13 protein-coding genes are annotated in these 16,360 nt (G+C 67.7%); 10 read left to right on the top strand and 3 right to left on the bottom strand.

Going from position 1 to position 16,360, the window contains the following annotated elements; genetic code table 11:
- Positions 1–5: 5 nt before the first annotated feature.
- Complete coding sequence (locus AB0L82_RS24010; RefSeq protein WP_364640164.1) at positions 6–962, bottom strand: WYL domain-containing protein; 957 nt, start codon at positions 960–962, stop codon at positions 6–8.
- A 101-nt stretch (positions 963–1,063) separates the two neighbouring features.
- Here AB0L82_RS24010 and AB0L82_RS24005 point away from each other — a divergent pair, with 101 nt between their 5' ends.
- From AB0L82_RS24005 to ychF, 3 genes are all read left to right on the top strand, one after another.
- Positions 1,064–1,693 (top strand): TIGR03086 family metal-binding protein, encoded by a 630-nt coding sequence (locus AB0L82_RS24005; RefSeq protein ID WP_364640161.1) that lies wholly within the window; start codon positions 1,064–1,066, stop codon positions 1,691–1,693.
- Positions 1,694–1,761: 68 nt separating this feature from the next.
- Positions 1,762–3,027: a GDSL-type esterase/lipase family protein gene (locus AB0L82_RS24000; protein WP_364640158.1), complete on the top strand. Its 1,266-nt coding sequence runs from the start codon at positions 1,762–1,764 to the stop codon at positions 3,025–3,027.
- A 65-nt stretch (positions 3,028–3,092) separates the two neighbouring features.
- Positions 3,093–4,172 carry a redox-regulated ATPase YchF gene (gene ychF, locus AB0L82_RS23995; protein WP_364640154.1) on the top strand — a complete coding sequence of 360 codons (1,080 nt, stop codon included), beginning with the start codon at positions 3,093–3,095 and terminating at the stop codon, positions 4,170–4,172.
- A 45-nt stretch (positions 4,173–4,217) separates the two neighbouring features.
- On the opposite strand, the gene AB0L82_RS23990 is transcribed toward ychF, so the two are convergent.
- Positions 4,218–4,802 (bottom strand): TetR family transcriptional regulator, encoded by a 585-nt coding sequence (locus AB0L82_RS23990; RefSeq protein WP_364640151.1) that lies wholly within the window; start codon positions 4,800–4,802, stop codon positions 4,218–4,220.
- 306 nt (positions 4,803–5,108) lie between these two features.
- Between AB0L82_RS23990 and AB0L82_RS23985 the strand changes: the two genes are divergently transcribed.
- The 4 genes from AB0L82_RS23985 (at position 5,109) to AB0L82_RS23970 (ending at position 9,925) form a co-directional block, all read left to right on the top strand.
- Entirely contained in the window at positions 5,109–6,641 is a 1,533-nt protein-coding gene (locus AB0L82_RS23985; RefSeq protein ID WP_364640148.1) for an FAD-dependent monooxygenase, read from the top strand.
- A 109-nt stretch (positions 6,642–6,750) separates the two neighbouring features.
- On the top strand, positions 6,751–8,220 hold the full coding sequence (locus AB0L82_RS23980; RefSeq protein WP_364640145.1) for an NAD(P)/FAD-dependent oxidoreductase: 1,470 nt from the start codon (positions 6,751–6,753) through the stop codon (positions 8,218–8,220).
- A gap of 354 nt (positions 8,221–8,574) precedes the next feature.
- The gene (locus AB0L82_RS23975; protein ID WP_364640142.1) at positions 8,575–9,249 is read left to right on the top strand and encodes a GNAT family protein; all 675 of its coding nucleotides are present in this window, start codon (positions 8,575–8,577) and stop codon (positions 9,247–9,249) included.
- Between the two features lie 154 nt (positions 9,250–9,403).
- The gene (locus AB0L82_RS23970) at positions 9,404–9,925 is read left to right on the top strand and encodes a hypothetical protein (RefSeq protein WP_364640140.1); all 522 of its coding nucleotides are present in this window, start codon (positions 9,404–9,406) and stop codon (positions 9,923–9,925) included.
- 28 nt (positions 9,926–9,953) lie between these two features.
- On the opposite strand, the gene AB0L82_RS23965 is transcribed toward AB0L82_RS23970, so the two are convergent.
- On the bottom strand, positions 9,954–10,433 hold the full coding sequence (locus AB0L82_RS23965) for a hypothetical protein (RefSeq protein ID WP_364640137.1): 480 nt from the start codon (positions 10,431–10,433) through the stop codon (positions 9,954–9,956).
- A 148-nt stretch (positions 10,434–10,581) separates the two neighbouring features.
- Here AB0L82_RS23965 and AB0L82_RS23960 point away from each other — a divergent pair, with 148 nt between their 5' ends.
- From AB0L82_RS23960 to AB0L82_RS23950, 3 genes are all read left to right on the top strand, one after another.
- Positions 10,582–14,100 carry a BTAD domain-containing putative transcriptional regulator gene (locus AB0L82_RS23960; RefSeq protein ID WP_364640134.1) on the top strand — a complete coding sequence of 1,173 codons (3,519 nt, stop codon included), beginning with the start codon at positions 10,582–10,584 and terminating at the stop codon, positions 14,098–14,100.
- Positions 14,101–14,216: 116 nt separating this feature from the next.
- Positions 14,217–14,828: a CHAP domain-containing protein gene (locus tag AB0L82_RS23955; protein WP_364640131.1), complete on the top strand. Its 612-nt coding sequence runs from the start codon at positions 14,217–14,219 to the stop codon at positions 14,826–14,828.
- 165 nt (positions 14,829–14,993) lie between these two features.
- Complete coding sequence (locus AB0L82_RS23950) at positions 14,994–16,205, top strand: hypothetical protein (protein WP_364640127.1); 1,212 nt, start codon at positions 14,994–14,996, stop codon at positions 16,203–16,205.
- Positions 16,206–16,360: the final 155 nt, after the last annotated feature.

Here is a 16,360-nt window from a genome sequence, read left to right as displayed (position 1 = left end):
CCGCCTCACAATTGCGGCGGGGTGGCGGCGGCGTAGCGGCGGGCGAGCGTGCGCAGGTGGGCCACCAGTTCGGGCGGGCCATCGACGCGGAAATCCATCATGAGCATGCTCAGGTAGATGGCGATCGTCTCCAATTTGTCCGCACCCGTGAGGAGCAGGCAGGAGGCGTTATCGATGGGTTCGACCACGCCGACCGTCGGGTTGATGCGGGCGATCACGGTATCGGCGGATTCGAGAACGGTGACGCGGGCGTGCACTTTCCAGCCGGTCGAGGCGACCTCGCGCAGTACGAACGCCACCAGATTCTCCTCGGGCAGGGCGCGAGCGGCGAAGGCGCGGCCGGTGCGTTCCACCGCGGGCAGATCGGCCACGGGAAGTGCGCGCCAGGTGTGGTTTTCCAGGCTGTAGGCGACCAGGAACCAGCGGCGCTGCCAGCTGATCAGGCGGTAGGGCTCGAATTCGTGATCGTCCGCGCGCAGGGTGGTGGTGCCGCGGATCGCGGTGGCGATGGTGGTGAGGATTTCGGCGGGGACGGGCGCGTCGGGTTCGCGGCCGCCGGTGACCGCGGGCCCGACCTCGGTGGTGCTGCGCAGCGCATTCACCTTGTGCTGCAGGCGTTTCGGCATGATGCGCTGCAATTTGGCCAGGGCGCGGGTGACGGTGGCGTCGATATCGGCGACGCCGGTGCTGCCGTTCTCGGTGAGTCCCATGGATACCGCGACGGCCACGGCCTCCTCGTCGTCGAGCAGCAGCGGCGGCATATTCGCGCCCTGGCCCAGGCGATAGCCACCGATCGGACCGCGTTCGGCGTGCACCGGATAGCCGAGTTCGCGCAGCCTGGCAATGTCCTGGCGCAGCGTGCGATCGGTGACGGCGAGGCGTTCGGCCAGCTCACGGCCGGTGTGGGTGTGGTCTTGCAGCAGCGAGAGCAGGCGCAGCAATCGGGTTGTGGTGGAGGTCACACTGCCGCCTTTCGATCACTTCCCAGTATTAGGAAGAAATCTAGCCTAATCGGCTCATACCTTTATCTCAACGGATCGAAACGACCTGAGAGGCAAGAACAATGAGCAACGACTCGCAGACCGCCAACACCCCCGCCGCCATCCTCGCCCCCGTCTGGCGCGATGTGCTCGCCACCTCCTACACCGCGCTCACCAGCGCCGTCGCCGGTGTCGGCGCCGATCAGTGGCAGCTCGCCACCCCCTGCAAGGAATGGACCGTCACCCAGGTCGTGCAGCACGCCGCCGGTGATCAGCTGGCCTACGCCAAGTTCCTGGGCATCGGCGACGGCCCGGCCTACGACCCCTTCGATCCGTCCGGCACCGTCGACGGCACCCCGGCCGCACTGGTCGCCGCCGCGGTCGAGGAGACCGCCGCCGCCTGGGCCACCGTCGCGGACGATGCCGAAACCGTCCCCACCCCGCTGCCGCACGGTGAACTCCCGACCCCGGTCGCGGCCGTCATGTGCGCCCTCGACGCCGCCGTGCACGCCTGGGATATCGCCATCGCCACCGGTCAGCCCTCGCCGCTGACCGAGGAGCTGTCCGGGCATCTGCTCACCGCCTCGCGCGGACTGGTGGAGCCGCTGCGGCAGTGGGGCGCGTACGCGGCGGTTATCGAATCCGATTCCGCGAGCGCCACTCCCGTCACCGATGAGCTGCTCGGTTACCTGGGCCGCGACCCGCGCGCCTGATATGCCAGGAGATTTCGGCGATTCGGTGCGAGGCTGGTGGGCATGGACGACCTACCGGCCGGAGGCCGATGAACCGGATCAGCGCCACGCGGGTCATCGCGGCGCTCTGCACCGCACTGCTGCTGCTCGCCGCCGTCACCGCCGCCACACCGGCCCCCGCGCCGGTGTGGCAGCCGGTGTGGGTGACCGCGCTCCAGCGGCCGGGTGACAGTTTCGCGCCCAACTGGTCCGGGGTGGGATTCGGGAATCAGACTGTGCGGCAGATGATTCGGACCAGCACCGCGGGATCGGTGCTGCGGCTGCGGTTGTCGAACAGCTTCGGCACGCGGGCGCTGGCGGTGACCGGCGCGACCATCGCGCGCAGCGCGGGCGGTGCGGCGATACACCAGGACAGCCTGCGGCACTTGACGATCGGTGGTTCTCCGGGCTTTCGAATCGAGCCGGGCGCGGACGCGGTCACCGATTCGATCGATATGCCGGTGCGGGCGCTGGAAACGCTGACGGTGACCCTGTACTTCGCCGATGCCACCGGTCCGGCGACCTTTCACGCTCAGGCCCAGAACAATTCGTACCTCGCCTGGGACGACCACCGCGCGGACGCCTCCGGCAATGCCTTCACCGTGAACTCCTCGTCCTGGTATTACCTGTCCGCCCTGGAGATCGAGGAGGCGTGGCCGAGCCGATCGGGCATCGCTTTGTTCGGCGATTCGTTCACCGAAGGCGTCGGCTCCACCTACGATGCGCATCGCGGTTATCCGGATCGGTTGGCCGAAGGTTTTGCCGCACAGGGTGAATCGCGTCCGGTATTGAATCTCGGCATCGGCGGTAACTGCCTGACGGCCGATTCGCGCTGGCTGGGGGACAGCGGGCTGTCCCGCTTCCGCCGCGATGTGCTCGACCAGCCCGGCATCGGCACCGTGGTCATTCTCGAGGGCATCAACGACATCTGGCTCGACGGTGCGAGCATGGCCCTGGGCGCTCCAGTGCAGGGGGCCACGGCCGAACAATTGATCGCCGCGCACCGCGCGCTCATCGAGCAGGCGCGGGACGCGGGCCTGCGGGTGATCGGCGCGACCATCCTGCCCGCGGGCGGCTCCGCGTTCGGCGGCGGTGATCGTGCTCGCTACGCCGACCACGATCGCGTGCGGAAAGCGGTCAACACCTGGATCCTCACCTCGGGCGAATACGACGCCGTCGCCGATTCGGCCATCGCGCTGGCCGATCCAGCCGATCATGATCGCCTCGCGCCCGCGTTCGACAGCGGTGACCATCTGCACCCCAATGACGCCGGATACACCGCCCTGGCGGCGGTCGTCGCCGGGGCGTTGCGCTGATCGCGCGGCCTCCGCGCCCGCCCGGGTCCGTTCGGTCGGAACTGCGCAGGTAAACTCTCGTTCTCGTGAGTCTCACCCTCGGAATCGTCGGCCTGCCCAACGTCGGAAAGTCGACGCTCTTCAATGCGCTGACCCGCAACGACGTCCTGGCAGCGAACTACCCGTTCGCCACCATCGAGCCGAACACCGGTGTCGTGCCGCTGCCGGACCCGAGGCTGGCCAAGCTCGCCGAAATCTTCGGCTCCGAGCGCCAACTCCCCGCCGTGGTGACCTTCGTCGATATCGCGGGCATCGTGAAGGGCGCCTCCGAGGGCGAGGGCCTGGGCAATAAGTTCCTCGCCAATATCCGTGAGGCCGACGCCATCTGCCAGGTCGTGCGCGTCTTCGCCGACAGCGATGTGGTGCACGTCGACGGTAAGGTCGATCCGCTCGCCGATATCGAGGTCATCGAGACCGAGCTGATCCTGGCGGATATGCAGACCCTGGAGAAGGCGGTCGTGCGCCTCGACAAGGAAGCGCGCATCAAGAAGGACCGCAAGCCGGTCGCCGATGCCGCCAAGCAGGCGCAGGAGATCCTGAACGCGGGCCGCACCCTGTTCGCCGCCCAGAAGGAACTCGATGTCGAGCTGCTGAAGGAACTTTCGCTGCTCACCATCAAGCCGTTCCTCTACGTCTTCAACGCCGATGAGGCCGTCCTCACCGATGAGGCCAAGAAGGCCGAGCTCAAGGCCGCTGTCGCCCCCGCCGACGCCGTCTTCCTGGACGCCAAGATCGAATCCGAACTCATCGAACTCGACGACGAATCGGCCCTGGAACTCCTGGAATCCATCGGCCAGTCCGAGCCCGGCCTGCACGCCCTGGCCCGCGCCGGCTTCCACACCCTCGGCCTGCAGACCTACCTGACCGCAGGCCCCAAGGAATCCCGCGCCTGGACCATCCACCAGGGCGACACCGCCCCCAAGGCGGCCGGCGTCATCCACACCGACTTCGAACGCGGCTTCATCAAGGCCGAAATCGTCGCCTACGACGACTTGGTCGCCGCGGGCTCCATGGCCGCCGCCAAGGCCGCGGGCAAGGTCCGCATGGAAGGCAAGGAATACGTCATGGCCGACGGCGACGTCGTCGAGTTCCGCTTCAACGTATAGGTTTTCGCGAACCAACCGCTGGGCCCCATCCGAATCGGGTGGGGCTCAGTTGGTTTCGGGGGTGAGGATGGCTCGTTCGACGAGGGTGTGGACGAGGTCGGCGGCTTGTTTTTCGTCGAAGATGCCGGGGAGGGTGAGGCGTTCGAGGATGAGCCAGTTGAGGGCGAGGTAGAGGATTACGGGGGTTTTCTCGTCGCCGGGCATGCCGTAGTCGAGGTGGTTGCGGATATTGAAGTCGAGGTCGGCTCGGACGCGTTCGGTGAGCAGGGTTTGCAGTTCGGGGCGGCGGGTGGCCTCCAGGCGGAGTTCGAGGATGGCCAGGTAGCCGGTGCGGAACTGGTAGACGCGGTTGACGACCTCGGTCATGAGTTCGGTGACGGTTTCGCGGGAGCGCAGGCCGTGCAGTTTGGTCATGGTGTCCTCGGACGGGACCAGGCGCTCGTAGTAGCGGTGGCCGACCTGGACGAAGAGTTCATCGCGGTTGGGGAAATAGTTCGAGGCGGTGCCCGCGGGCACCCCGGCCTCTTTGTCGACCGCGCGGAAGGTCAGGCCGCGGGCCCCTTCTCGGGCCAGGACCTCGATCGATGCGTCCAGCAGGGCCTGCCGGCGCTCCGGGTTTGTACGAACCACTTGACACCACTCCATCCGTAGTACTACGTTTCAAATCACTTCGAACACAGTACTACACTCGAGGCGGTTTGAATGCGCAAGCAACACGGCACCTATCCCACCCGGAACAACCGGTCGCGTTTCGTGACTCGCCCGCTGCCGCCGCGCACGGTCGCAAACCCCAAGGGCGGCCATCCGCGGCACGGCCGGTCCGGCGCGCGATAGCGCCCGACCGGCGGTCCGACTGCCCCGGGTTGCGGCGAACCCGGGGCATACCGAAAAGTCTTTCGCCGAAGCAGGTATCGGCTCGAATTGGGAGATTGAGTAGTGAGCGACGTGATCATCGTGGGTGCGGGTCCGACCGGACTCATGCTGGCCGCCGAACTTCGCCTGGCCGGAATCCGGCCGCTGGTGCTGGAGCGGCAGCCCCGGCCCCGGGACACCCCCAAGGCGGGCGGGATCGGCGGGCAGATCCTGGAACTGCTGCGCTACCGCGGTGTGCTGGAGCGTTTCCAGGCCGCCTGCACCGATCCGATTCCGGCCCCGCGCTTCCCGTTCGGCGGGGTGCACGTGGACCTCACCCAACTCGAGGGCAACCCCATGCACGCGCTGCCGCTGCCCCAGCAGCAGCTGGAGCGGGTACTGAACGAATGGGTCGATGAGCTCGGCGTCGACATCCGGCGCGGACATCGGGTGCTGGGGGTGGAGCAGGACGCCGAGGGCGTGTGCGTCGACGTCGAAGGCCCGGACGGGACCTACCGGCTGGACGCCCGCTACCTGATCGGCTGCGACGGGGCGCGCAGCCGAGTGCGGGAACTGGCGGGAATTCCGTTCTCCGGCACGGTTTATCCGGAGGTGAACCGCCTGGCGCAGATCACCGTGCCGGAGTCGGTGACCCGGCTCGACAACGGCGATCTGGAGGTTCCCGGATTCGGCACCGTCCGTTCGGGTTTCACGCGCACCGAGCGCGGGCTGTTCGGGATGGCGGCGGCACCGAACTCGGATTCGCTGTCCGTCTACACGATCGAGGACGAGGACGCGGAATACGACGACGACGTACCGCTGACCGTCGCCGAACTTCAGGAGAGCATTCAGCGCGTACTGGGTGCGAATCTTCCTGTGGCGCAGACATATCGGCTGTCGCGGTTCACGTTCAAGGCGTGCCAGTCCGAACGCTACCGGGAGGGGCGGGTGCTGCTCGCGGGCGATGCCGCGCACCTTTTCCCCGCCACCGGTGTCGCGCTCAACGCGGGCATGCTCGACGCGGTCAACCTGGCGTGGAAACTCGCCGCCGTCGTCGACGGGCGCGTGTCCGAGCAGCTGCTCGACACCTATCACGAGGAGCGGCATTTCGCGGGTGCGCGGACCATGCTGCACACCCGGGCGCAGGTGGCGCTGCGTCGCGGCCACGATCCGGCGGCGGAGGCGTTGCGCGCGGTGTTCCAGGAACTGCTCACCGATGAGCAGCCGCTGCGCCGAATGGGCGCGTTCATCGCGGGCAGCGATATTCGGTACCCCCTGCCGAATTCGAACAACCATGCGCTGACCGGTGCTTTCGCACCCGATCTGGAGTTGCACGCCGATGACGGCATCCACACCGTCGCCGAACTGCTGGCCGCGGCCCGGCCGGTGCTGCTGATCCTCTCCGATCGCGCGGATCTCGCCGATATCGCCCGGGAATGGCTGCCGCACCTCGAGATTCGCACCGCGAAGCTCGATGATCGGCCCGCCGACGCGCTGCTCATTCGGCCCGACGCCCATATCGCCTGGGCGGCGGCCATCGATGAGCCGATCGCGGCCGCCGAGCCCGCCCTGCGCGCGGCGTTGGAAACCTGGATCGGAACGCCCGGGCAGCGCTGACCGGGGCGTGTTCACGGTGCGCATGCGCTGACATTGACATACCAACAGGCTCGCAATACCGTAGGTATTCGAATACTGGTGGTATCCAACGAGGAGGTTGGGTTAAGTCGTGCGTGCGTCCCGTGAGCCGCGCATTGTGATCATCGGCGCCGGGGTTTCCGGAATCGCCAGTGCCATCACCTTGCAGCGCAATGGATTCCATGACTTCGTGATCCTGGAGAAGGGATCCGACGTGGGTGGGGTGTGGCATTGGAACCACTATCCGGGGCTCACCTGCGATGTGCCGTCGCAGCTGTACCAATTCGGGTTCGCGCCCAAGGCCGACTGGTCGCGAATCTTCGCGCCCGGCCCGGAGATTCAGCGGTATCTCGCCGATGTCTTCGAGGAATACGGGCTGCGCCCGCATCTGCGGGTGAACGCCGAGGTCACGGCGGCGACCTTCACCGGATCGGGCTGGCGGGTCGAAACCGGTGACGGGACCGTCCACGAGGCCGATTTCGTCATCGCCGCCACCGGTGTGCTGCATCATCCGGCTATGCCCGAGCTACCGGGTCTGGATGAGTTCACCGGCGAGATACTGCATACCGCCCGCTGGGACGACTCCGTGGCCACCGATGGCCGCCGTATCGCGGTCATCGGCACGGGATCGACCGGCGTGCAGGTGGTTTCGGCTCTCCAGCCGAAGGCCGAGCAGATCACCCATTTCGTGCGCAGCCCGCAGTGGGTGATCTGGGCGCCGATGCGCCTGCCGCAACCGCCGCTGCTCGGCGCGGTGCTGGACCGGTTGCCGCAGGTCAACAAGGCCCTCTATCAGGTCGGCATGACCGGCGCGCGAATGTTCACCGATGTCGTCACCCGCCCGAGTTGGCGTCGCCGCACGGTCCAGGAGTACGCCCGCCTGAGCCTGCGCGCCCAGGTGCGCGACCCCGAACTCCGCGAACAACTGACCCCCGACTACCAGCCGCTGTGCAAGCGACAGGTGTTGTCCGGCAGCTACTATCGCGCCCTGCGCGCCCGCAACGCCGAACTCGTCACCGACGGCATCGAAGCCGTGACACCCACCGGAATCCGCACCGCCGACGGCCGTCACCACGAAGTCGACATGATCGTCTTCGCCACCGGCTTCAAGGCCCACAACTACATGCGACCCATGAATCTGGTTGGCCGCGAAGGCATCTCGATCGATGATGCCTGGGCGAAAGGCCCCCGCGCCTATCGCATGACCGCCATCCCCGGCTTCCCCAACCTCTTCACGGTGCTCGGCCCCAACTCGCCCACCGGCTCCATCCCCCTGCACCACGCCGCCGAGGTGACGGCCCGCTACATCACCGCCTGGATACACCGTTGGCGCACAGGCGAATTCGACACCGTAGAGGTAACCGAAGCCGCCACCATCCGCTTCGAACAAGAAGTAGCCGAAGCCCTGACCCCGACAGTCTGGAACACCGGCTGCAATTCCTGGTATTTCACCGAGGGCGGCAGCATCGACCTGCTCCCCTTCGATCGCGCCACCATGGAGCAGATGCTGGCCGTCCCCGACGACAACGATTTCCACCTGCGCGACGCCATCGCGAACTGAGGCTCCACTCTCCGACCGCCTCCCGAGTCCCCGGCTCGGGAGGCCCGTCGTTCCCAGCATTGGGACGCGCCGAGGCCGCGGATATCCGAACCCGGACCCCGCCCGAAAGCGCGCCTGTGACCGGGCGATCTGGGGGTTTCGGGGGGTTCGGAAACACGTCGGGCGCGACACGCTTATCGGGGAAGTAAATTTGCGCGCTGCCTTCCTTGTTGTGAGCCCTTGTTCCGCTATCGTTCATCGCACTGTTCGATGCTGCTACTGGCGCGCCAAGGCTGATTCGTCGATTCCGGAGCACTCGGCCGGTTGGGCACTGTCCGAAGCGAGCCCCGACCGTATCCGAAAGATCGAGGGAACGTGCCTGTACCCCTTACTCTTACTGGCCGTCTGGTACGGCTGGAACCCCTTGCGCCGCAGCATGCTTCGGGTGTAGCGGAGGCAGCTCAGGGGAATCGAGACGCATATGGGTTCACACCTGTCCCACACGGTGTGGACGAAGCGCTGGATTATGTGGCGCAGGCATTGGCCGGGCATGCCGCCGGGACCTCGCTGGCGTTCGCGATCATCGCGGTCGCCAGTGGACGGGTGCTGGGGTCGACCCGGTTCACCAGATTCGACTACTGGCAGGGGCCGATGGTGTGGCCGCTGGTGCACGGGCTACCGCCCGGCGACCCCTTGATGGCGGTGCCCGACGCCGCCGAGATCGGCAATACCTGGCTCGCCCCGGACGCTCGCGGGGCGGGTATCAACCTGGAATCCAAGCTGCTGCTGTTGCAGCACGCCTTCGAGACCTGGCGGGTGCGCCGCATCAGCATGCGGGCCGATGTGCGGAATACCCGCTCCCGCTTGGCGATCGAGCGACTCGGCGCCACCAGCGACGGGGTCCGGCGCGCGCATTCGCGCGGGCTGGACGGGGAGGTGCGCAGCACCGCCTTCTACTCGATCCTGGATGAGGAGTGGCCGACTGTCCGGGCCACCATAGAAAGACAGCTCAGCGCCCAGCCTGCCCGTAACAGGCTGATCGACGCTTAGTTCCGCGACTATAATTCCGAGTGTCGCACTGGTCGGTCGCCGAGGAGATCAGTCCGAGTCGGGTGACTCGGCGGCCGGCAGGATCTCGGATGAATAGTCAGCAACCGGGCGCGGGGTCGCGTTATGCGGCCCCTCTTTCTCGAAGGAGAAGCGCATGCCCGACCCCATGGCCACCAAGGTGTATCTCGCCGACAAGGTGTCCGGCGCTCCCGCGCTCACGCTCTTCCTGGTTCCCGAACCACGCGTCCCCGGCGCGGCCATGCTGCACCTGCTGGAGCAGACGCCGCTGACCGGCCGCATACCCCGCCCCAACGCCACGCTGGTGGACTGGCTGCAGGTGCATGGCACCCCGGCGGTCCGCACCCGCTTCCTGGCCTTCCGGCCCGGGATTCACGATCCGGCCCGGGTGCGCGCGGTCCTGCACGATCACTTCATCGCCGATCCGGCGCCGATCGGACTGGACCTCGACGATCCGGCCGAACTCACCCGGCTCGCGCTGCTGCCCGAACACGCCCTGGGCGCGCGCCGGGTCGACGACTTCCACGATCAGGCGGTGCGCACCGCCATGCTCGCGGTGTACCGGCATTTCGGCGTGGATCGCCGCATACCGCTCATGTACCACGGCTTCGCCGAGCCCGAGGACGGCTGGTTCGAGGAGCCCGCGGCGCAGGCGTGAGGGGGTGAGCCCGGCGCGGGCGTGAGCCCTATTCGGCGGGCACCACCGTCAGCAACCACCAGGGCCGGCGCGGTGCCTGGAACTGGAAGGTCTGCACGTACATGCGCCGCTCCTCGCGGGTGGCGGATTCGCGCATGAGCATGGTCCGCTCGATCTGCGGGTCCGGGTCGGCCTCGTTGTGCCACAGGCGATCCCATTCGGGCGCGCGCCGGCACAGGTTCAGGATCTCGTCCCGGCGTTCTGGTGCGACCAGTTCGGGTCCGCTGCCGCGGAAGGCCGAGATCATGATCTGCGCCTCGGCTTCCCAGTCGCCGAGTCGGTACCGTGCCATAGGCTCCAGCATGATGGCGGTCAAAAGATTGGCGCCGGGGCCGGTACCCGGAAACAGTTGGCGGAAGGCGCTGTTCGCGGCCACTACGTCGAAGGCGCCGTCATGCAGGCACGCCGGATGCGTAAGTGCGTGCAGCACTGCGAGATCGGCGGGCGGGGGCCGGGAGGGGTCTAACACTCTGAGCAGTGTGCGGTACACCTCTTGCGGTTCACTTCGTATTGGGTTAAGAGGGATAACAAGACTGGGTACTGTCGCAGAATTTCTGCCATATTGATGATCCTGTTTGGTTTGTTAGTGAAGTGGGTATCGGGGGTGTTTCGGCGCGATGGCGGTCACGCGGATCGGTGTGCTGGGTCCGCTGCACATCAGTATCGAAGGTCAGCGGGTACCGCCCGGAGCGCCGATGCAGTGCGCGGTGCTGGGGCGGCTGGTGGCCGCGGGCGGCCGGGTGGTCCCGACCGACCGGCTCATCGACGACCTCTGGAGCGGTGACCCGCCCGCCAAAGCCGTTGCCGCGCTGCAGGTCTACATTCACAATCTGCGCCGGGTCTTCGAACCCGACCGGCCGCGCCGGGCGCAGTCCCGCGTCATCGTCTCCGAATCACACGGGTACGCGCTGAATCTCGAACCAGAGCAGGTCGACTCCTGGCATTTCGAGCAGCTGCTGCACGGGCACGAATCGGCCATGCGCGATCCGGCGCTGCGCCCCGATCCGCTGGAACAGGTGCGGGTGCTGGACGCCGCACTGGCCTGCTGGCACGGTAGCGCCTTCGAATCGTTCGCCGGAATGTCCTGGGCGGTACAGGAAACCGCCCGGCTCGGCGCGCTGCGGCTCACCGCGGCCGAACTGCGCGCCCAGGCCGCGCTGGAGATGAATCGGCCCGCCGAGGTGGTGCTGGCGCTGCGACCGGTCTTCGCCGAACATCCCGGACGCGAGGAATGCGCGCGGCTGCTGGCACTGGCGCAGTACCGACTGGGACAGTCCCTGGACGCGCTCGCCACCGTGCGGCAGTGCCGTGAATTCCTCACCCTGGAATTCGGCGTGGATCCCGGACCCGGACTGCGGGACCTGGAAACCGCCATCCTCACGCATTCGGTGGACAGCGAACCCATCACACCGCCGGTGATCATCCGCCCGCCCGAACCGGAACCGGCGCACCCGCCGGATCCCCTGCTGGACAGCGGTTACCGCGAACAGCGCACCGGACTGCTGGACGCCGCCGCCACCGCCGCCACCGGACAGGTGCGCCTGGTCTGGCTCTCCGGCGAGGCCGGTGCGGGCAAGACCACTCTCGCCGCCACCCTCGTCGCCCGGCTGGCCGAACAGTCCTGGACCACCGTATTCGGGCGCTGCCCGGAGGTGGAGGGCGCGCCGCCCGCCTGGGCCTGGGCCGAAGTACTCACCGGACTCGACGCCGCCGATCCGGAAACCTACACCGCCGCAGACGCTTTCACCCTCGCCCGGCGGGTGGTGCGATCCTGCCGGGAACGCTCGGCGGGCGGACCCGTCGCCATCGTGCTGGAGGATGTGCACGGTGCGGACGCCGCCACCCTGCAGGTGCTGCGGCAGGTGGTGAACTGGCTGCGCGATCGCCCCATCCTGATCGTCGCCACCCTGCGCGGCACCGAAGCCGGACCGGGGGTGCGCGATACCGCCGCCGCCCTGGCGCTTTTCACCGCCGAACGCATCGAACTCGACGGCCTGGATCTGGCGGGCACCCGCAGCGCCGCGGCCGCGGCCGGACTCACCACCCTCGACGATCGCACCGTGGAACTGCTGCGCCGCCGCACCGGCGGCAATCCGCTCTTCGTCCGCGAACTCGCCAAACTCGTTGCGGGACAGGGCAGCACCGACGCCTTGCCGGACAGCGTGCGGGATCTGCTCGGCCGCCGCATCGCCCAGCTGCCCGATCAGGTCGCCGAACTGCTCCGACATATGTCGGTCTGGGGTGAGCACAATGACATCACCACCCTCGCCGCCTCCACGGCGCACACCCCGGACACCCTCATCGATCTGATCGCCACCGCCGAGGCCGCTCGCCTGCTGCGCACCGAGCGCAGCGGCCGCATCGCCTTCGATCACGCACTGGTCCGGGAAACCGTCTACTACGACATCCCGGTGCTGCGCCGCTCCCGAATGCACTGGGCCGCATTCGAATTGCTGTGCACCAGACTGCCGGGCGGCGCCGCAACGGGGACCCCCGCGCCCATGGACGCGCTCGCGCACTCCGCCGCGGTATCGCTGGGTGCGATAGCGCCGCTGCCCGAGTTCACCGCCCGCACCCCGGCGACGGCGGGAGACACCGCGCTGCCCGGCACCGATATCGACGCCCTCGCCCATCACGCCGCCCTCGGCGCGAATGCCGAAACCGCCGTTCGGGCACTCGAATTCGTGCGCGCGGCGGCACGGCGCTGCGTCGAGCGGCGCATGCGCGCCGATGCGGTGAGCCGCTGGCGATCGGTGCTGGCACTGCATGAATTGGCCGGGCACGCCCTGCCGGAGGCGACCCGGGAGGACCGCGTCGCCGTGCTGGAGGCCCGCTGCGAACTGGTCACCGCGCTGGCCTACGACGGTCAGCACGTGGAGGCCCGCGCCGCGCGCGAGCAGGCGCTCGAACTCGCCGAAACCCTCGGCGGCGCAGAGCTGTTGGCGCGCGCCGCCACCTGCTGGCCGACCCCGCTGATCTGGTCCGTCGACGATTGGCACACCCCGGATCCGCGCATTCGCGAACCGCTGCGACTGGCGCTGGAGGATGCGGAACTTCCGGTCACCACGCGTATTCGAGTGCACATCACCACGGTTTTCGATCGCGCGCTCGATGATCGGGACGCCGCGGCCGCCGCCGCCCGAGCGGCCAGCGCCCTGGCCGCACCGCTGCCCGATCCGGATCTGCTCTGCGCGGTACTGAACGCACAGGCCTTCGCCGCCTTCGCCAATGGCGGCTTCCTGCGCGCCGAAGAACTGAAACGTCATGCGGGACGCATGCTTCGGATCGCCACCGACGCCCGGCTCACCGAATTCAGCGCGCTCGCACACTATCTGCTGTTCCGCGTCGCACTGGCCGACGCCGATCTGGTGGCCGCCGCCGAACACGCGCGCAGCGCGGGCGAATACGCGACCGATGGCCAGCTGCGGCATCTGCTCGACGCCATCGCACCCTTCGATATGGTGCTGGAACTGTTGCGCGGCAATACCGACGCGGTGGAATTGATGCTCGCCATGGAACCCCGCTCCGCCGACGACATCCTGACCGAGCCGGGCGTCGCCGAACCCGCCCGCGAACCCAACGCCCTGCACATCGGCATCGCGATCTCACTGGCCTGGCAACGCAATGACATGTCCGGATTCGTCGATGAGATGCGTGAGCGCGCCGCGGCCAAGCCCGAACTGTTCGTCTACGGCTACGCGCTGGCGCTGGTCGACTCGGGACAGGAGAATCTTGCCCGCCGGGTATTGCGGGACGCCGGTCCACTGGCCCCGCAGTTCTGGACCACCTTCAGCTCGGTGCGCGCCCGCCTGGCCCTCGCCCTGCGCGATGACGCCTGGGCACGCGAACTGTACGACCAGCTGTTGCCCTACGCGGGCACGATCGCCGGATTGGAAACCGGCGCGACCGTTCTGGGGCCCATGGACGACAACCTCGCCGACCTCGCCGAATTCCTGGGCGCACCGGAAATCGCCGCCGCGCACCGGGATTCGGCCGAGCGTCTGCGCGCGCGGCTCGAGGTGGACCTGGCCCTGCTCGCCGAACGCGGTGGCCAGCACCGCGTTCCGCCGCGCACCGACCCGGTGCGCGAGGGCACCCGGGGACAGATATGCCGCGTCCCCGGCCCCTCGGACTGATGTCGCGGGGTTGGGCGGGAATTGTGTAGGTGTTGTGTGCATGGGAACCCGGGGCCGACGCGGGGCGTCAGACTGGGTAGCGGCTGATCTTCGGCCGGATTCTGGGGAGGGATCATATGACCGTGCAATTGGAACGGCCGGTGCGCCGGCGCAAGCGGCGCTGGCCCGCGGTGGTGGCGGCCGTGCTGGTGCTGCTGGCCGTGGGCGGGGCGGCGGGAGTGCGGTGGTGGCAGGACCATTCATCGGATTACGCCATCGCGGGGGACCGGTTGCGGAGTTTCCCGGCCGTGGATCGCACCGGGCTCGATGAGACGCAGCTGCGCATTCTGGATGTCACGAAGCGGGAATTCGGGCGGCAGCCGGGCGGGGAGACCTATGCCGAGGGTGTGCGCGAGGCGTGGTGCGCGGATTTCGTCAGCTGGGTGATGCGCGAATCCGGCCGGCCGCTGGACAATCCGAATTCGGGGTCCTGGCGTATTCCGGGCGTTTCCACCCTGGAGGCGTACTACCGGCAGCAGCAGCGCTTCGAGGAGCCGGGATATCGCGCGCATATCGGCGATGTGGTGATGTACGCGGCGGGCAGTGTGTTCAGCCAGCACACCAATATCGTCATCGACGCCGACGCCGACTCCATCACCACGATCGGCGGCAATGAATTCGGCAAGATCAGCATTCATCGCATCCGTCCGGCCGAGGTTTCCGGGGTCGTCGGATACGGCCGATTGTGAACAGTCCAGTTCCACATTTTGGAAAAGCAGGCGCGCGAGGGTGGGACTCCGAGACTCTTCCGCCTACGATGGTCTCGGCGGCGCCCGGCAGCGTCGCCGATTGGTCCCTGTCCTGCTGCCCCCTCATCGGCAGGACAGGGATCCCCGCCCGACGAAAGTAGCTGGATGACTCCGTCCGACGAGCCGACCTGGATCGATTACGCCGAATTCGGCGAACGTTTCGTGGCGGCGGCGGTCACGGAATCCCGCATCGAGGCGGCGGTCTCCGGAATGGCCGGGCGCGGTATGACCATCGGACCATTCGGCATCGGCCCGGCGGGCCTGGCCCGCTTCGTCGCCAAGGGCAGCGTCGGCAAACCCACCATCGTCCGGCGCGGCCCGCATGTGCACTTCGATGTGGCGCTGCCGGTGAATTTCCGGGTCGACGTCACTCTCGGCGGTCAGCGATTACGCCTGGAGGCGGTCGTCGACATCGATCTGAAACTGCACGCCCGTACCGCCGATCCGCTGCTCATCGTCATCGATATTCCGCCCGTGACCGGCCGCGACGTCAGTTTCGTCATGCGCGCGCAGGCCATCGGCGCCGCCTTCGATCTACTCGTCGACCCGATCGCCAAACTGGTGCAGAACGAGGTCGCCAATCGCATCAACGGCATCCTCGCCGATCCGGACGCCCAGCGCGGGCGCACCTTCGACGTGGAGGCCATTCTCAACGGCAGCCGCTCGCCCTATCGCGGATCGCCCGCGCACGCGTGGATCGGCTACGGCGAATTCGGGCACCGCTTCTTCGAGCGCATCGTCACCGTCGATCGGGTGCGCGAGGTGGTGGAAGCCATGGCGGGCAAGCCCATCGAGGTCGGCCCGATTCGCACCGGACCGGGTAATAAGGCGCAGGTCGCGGTGCACGGCACGGTGCGACTGCCGCGCATCGTGGAATCCACGCATCTGCCCGCACCGTCGCCGCCGGAGCCGGTGATCGCGGAATTGCCGAAGGTGGAACATCATCCGATGCCCGAGGCGGATACCCCCGACAAATCGGATCTGGTGACCTTCGATCTGACCATTCCGGTGAGCCTGGACATCACCGTCGATGTGCTGCAATCGAATCGGTACAGCGCCGAGGTGCAGGTGCCGGTGGCGTTGACCGCCCGCGCCGCCGATCCGCTGCTGATCATCATCGATGCCGCGCCGCCCGCGGCCGAGGACATCGAACTCGAGCTCAAGGCGCAGGGCCTGCGCGCCGCCACGCTCGGCAAATTGGCGGGTATTCGCAAACAGGTTGTCGCGCAGGTGGCGTCGGTGGTTCGCGCCGAGGTCGCCGATGCCTCCCGCCGCACCATCGATGTGGGCGCGCGGCTCGACGGCACGCGGGTCTGACCGGATTTCTTTCCATATCCGATGTGCCCGATTGCGCACGTATGGGACTAATGATGCTCATGTGCCGTGTGAGTCTGGCGATTCCAATGTGAATATGGTGAAATGAGGGCACGTCAAAGGCTCCCGGCGCACGGATGACCCTCGGGTCATCGGGG

The sequence above is a fragment of the Nocardia sp. NPDC052001 genome, from assembly GCF_040680615.1.
Classification (GTDB): domain Bacteria; phylum Actinomycetota; class Actinomycetes; order Mycobacteriales; family Mycobacteriaceae; genus Nocardia.
Note: the sequence above shows the minus strand (reverse complement) of the source record. Positions and strands in the feature narration are given on the sequence as shown.

Excerpts from the sequence above, each read along its gene's own strand:
- AB0L82_RS24005 (WP_364640161.1), top strand. The coding sequence starts at position 1,064 with ATGAGCAACGACTCGCAGACCGCCAACACCCCCGCCGCCATCCTCGCC.
- AB0L82_RS24000 (WP_364640158.1), top strand. The coding sequence starts at position 1,762 with ATGAACCGGATCAGCGCCACGCGGGTCATCGCGGCGCTCTGCACCGCA.
- AB0L82_RS23970 (WP_364640140.1), top strand. The coding sequence starts at position 9,404 with ATGCCCGACCCCATGGCCACCAAGGTGTATCTCGCCGACAAGGTGTCC.
- AB0L82_RS23960 (WP_364640134.1), top strand. The coding sequence starts at position 10,582 with ATGGCGGTCACGCGGATCGGTGTGCTGGGTCCGCTGCACATCAGTATC.
- AB0L82_RS23955 (WP_364640131.1), top strand. The coding sequence starts at position 14,217 with ATGACCGTGCAATTGGAACGGCCGGTGCGCCGGCGCAAGCGGCGCTGG.
- AB0L82_RS23950 (WP_364640127.1), top strand. The coding sequence starts at position 14,994 with ATGACTCCGTCCGACGAGCCGACCTGGATCGATTACGCCGAATTCGGC.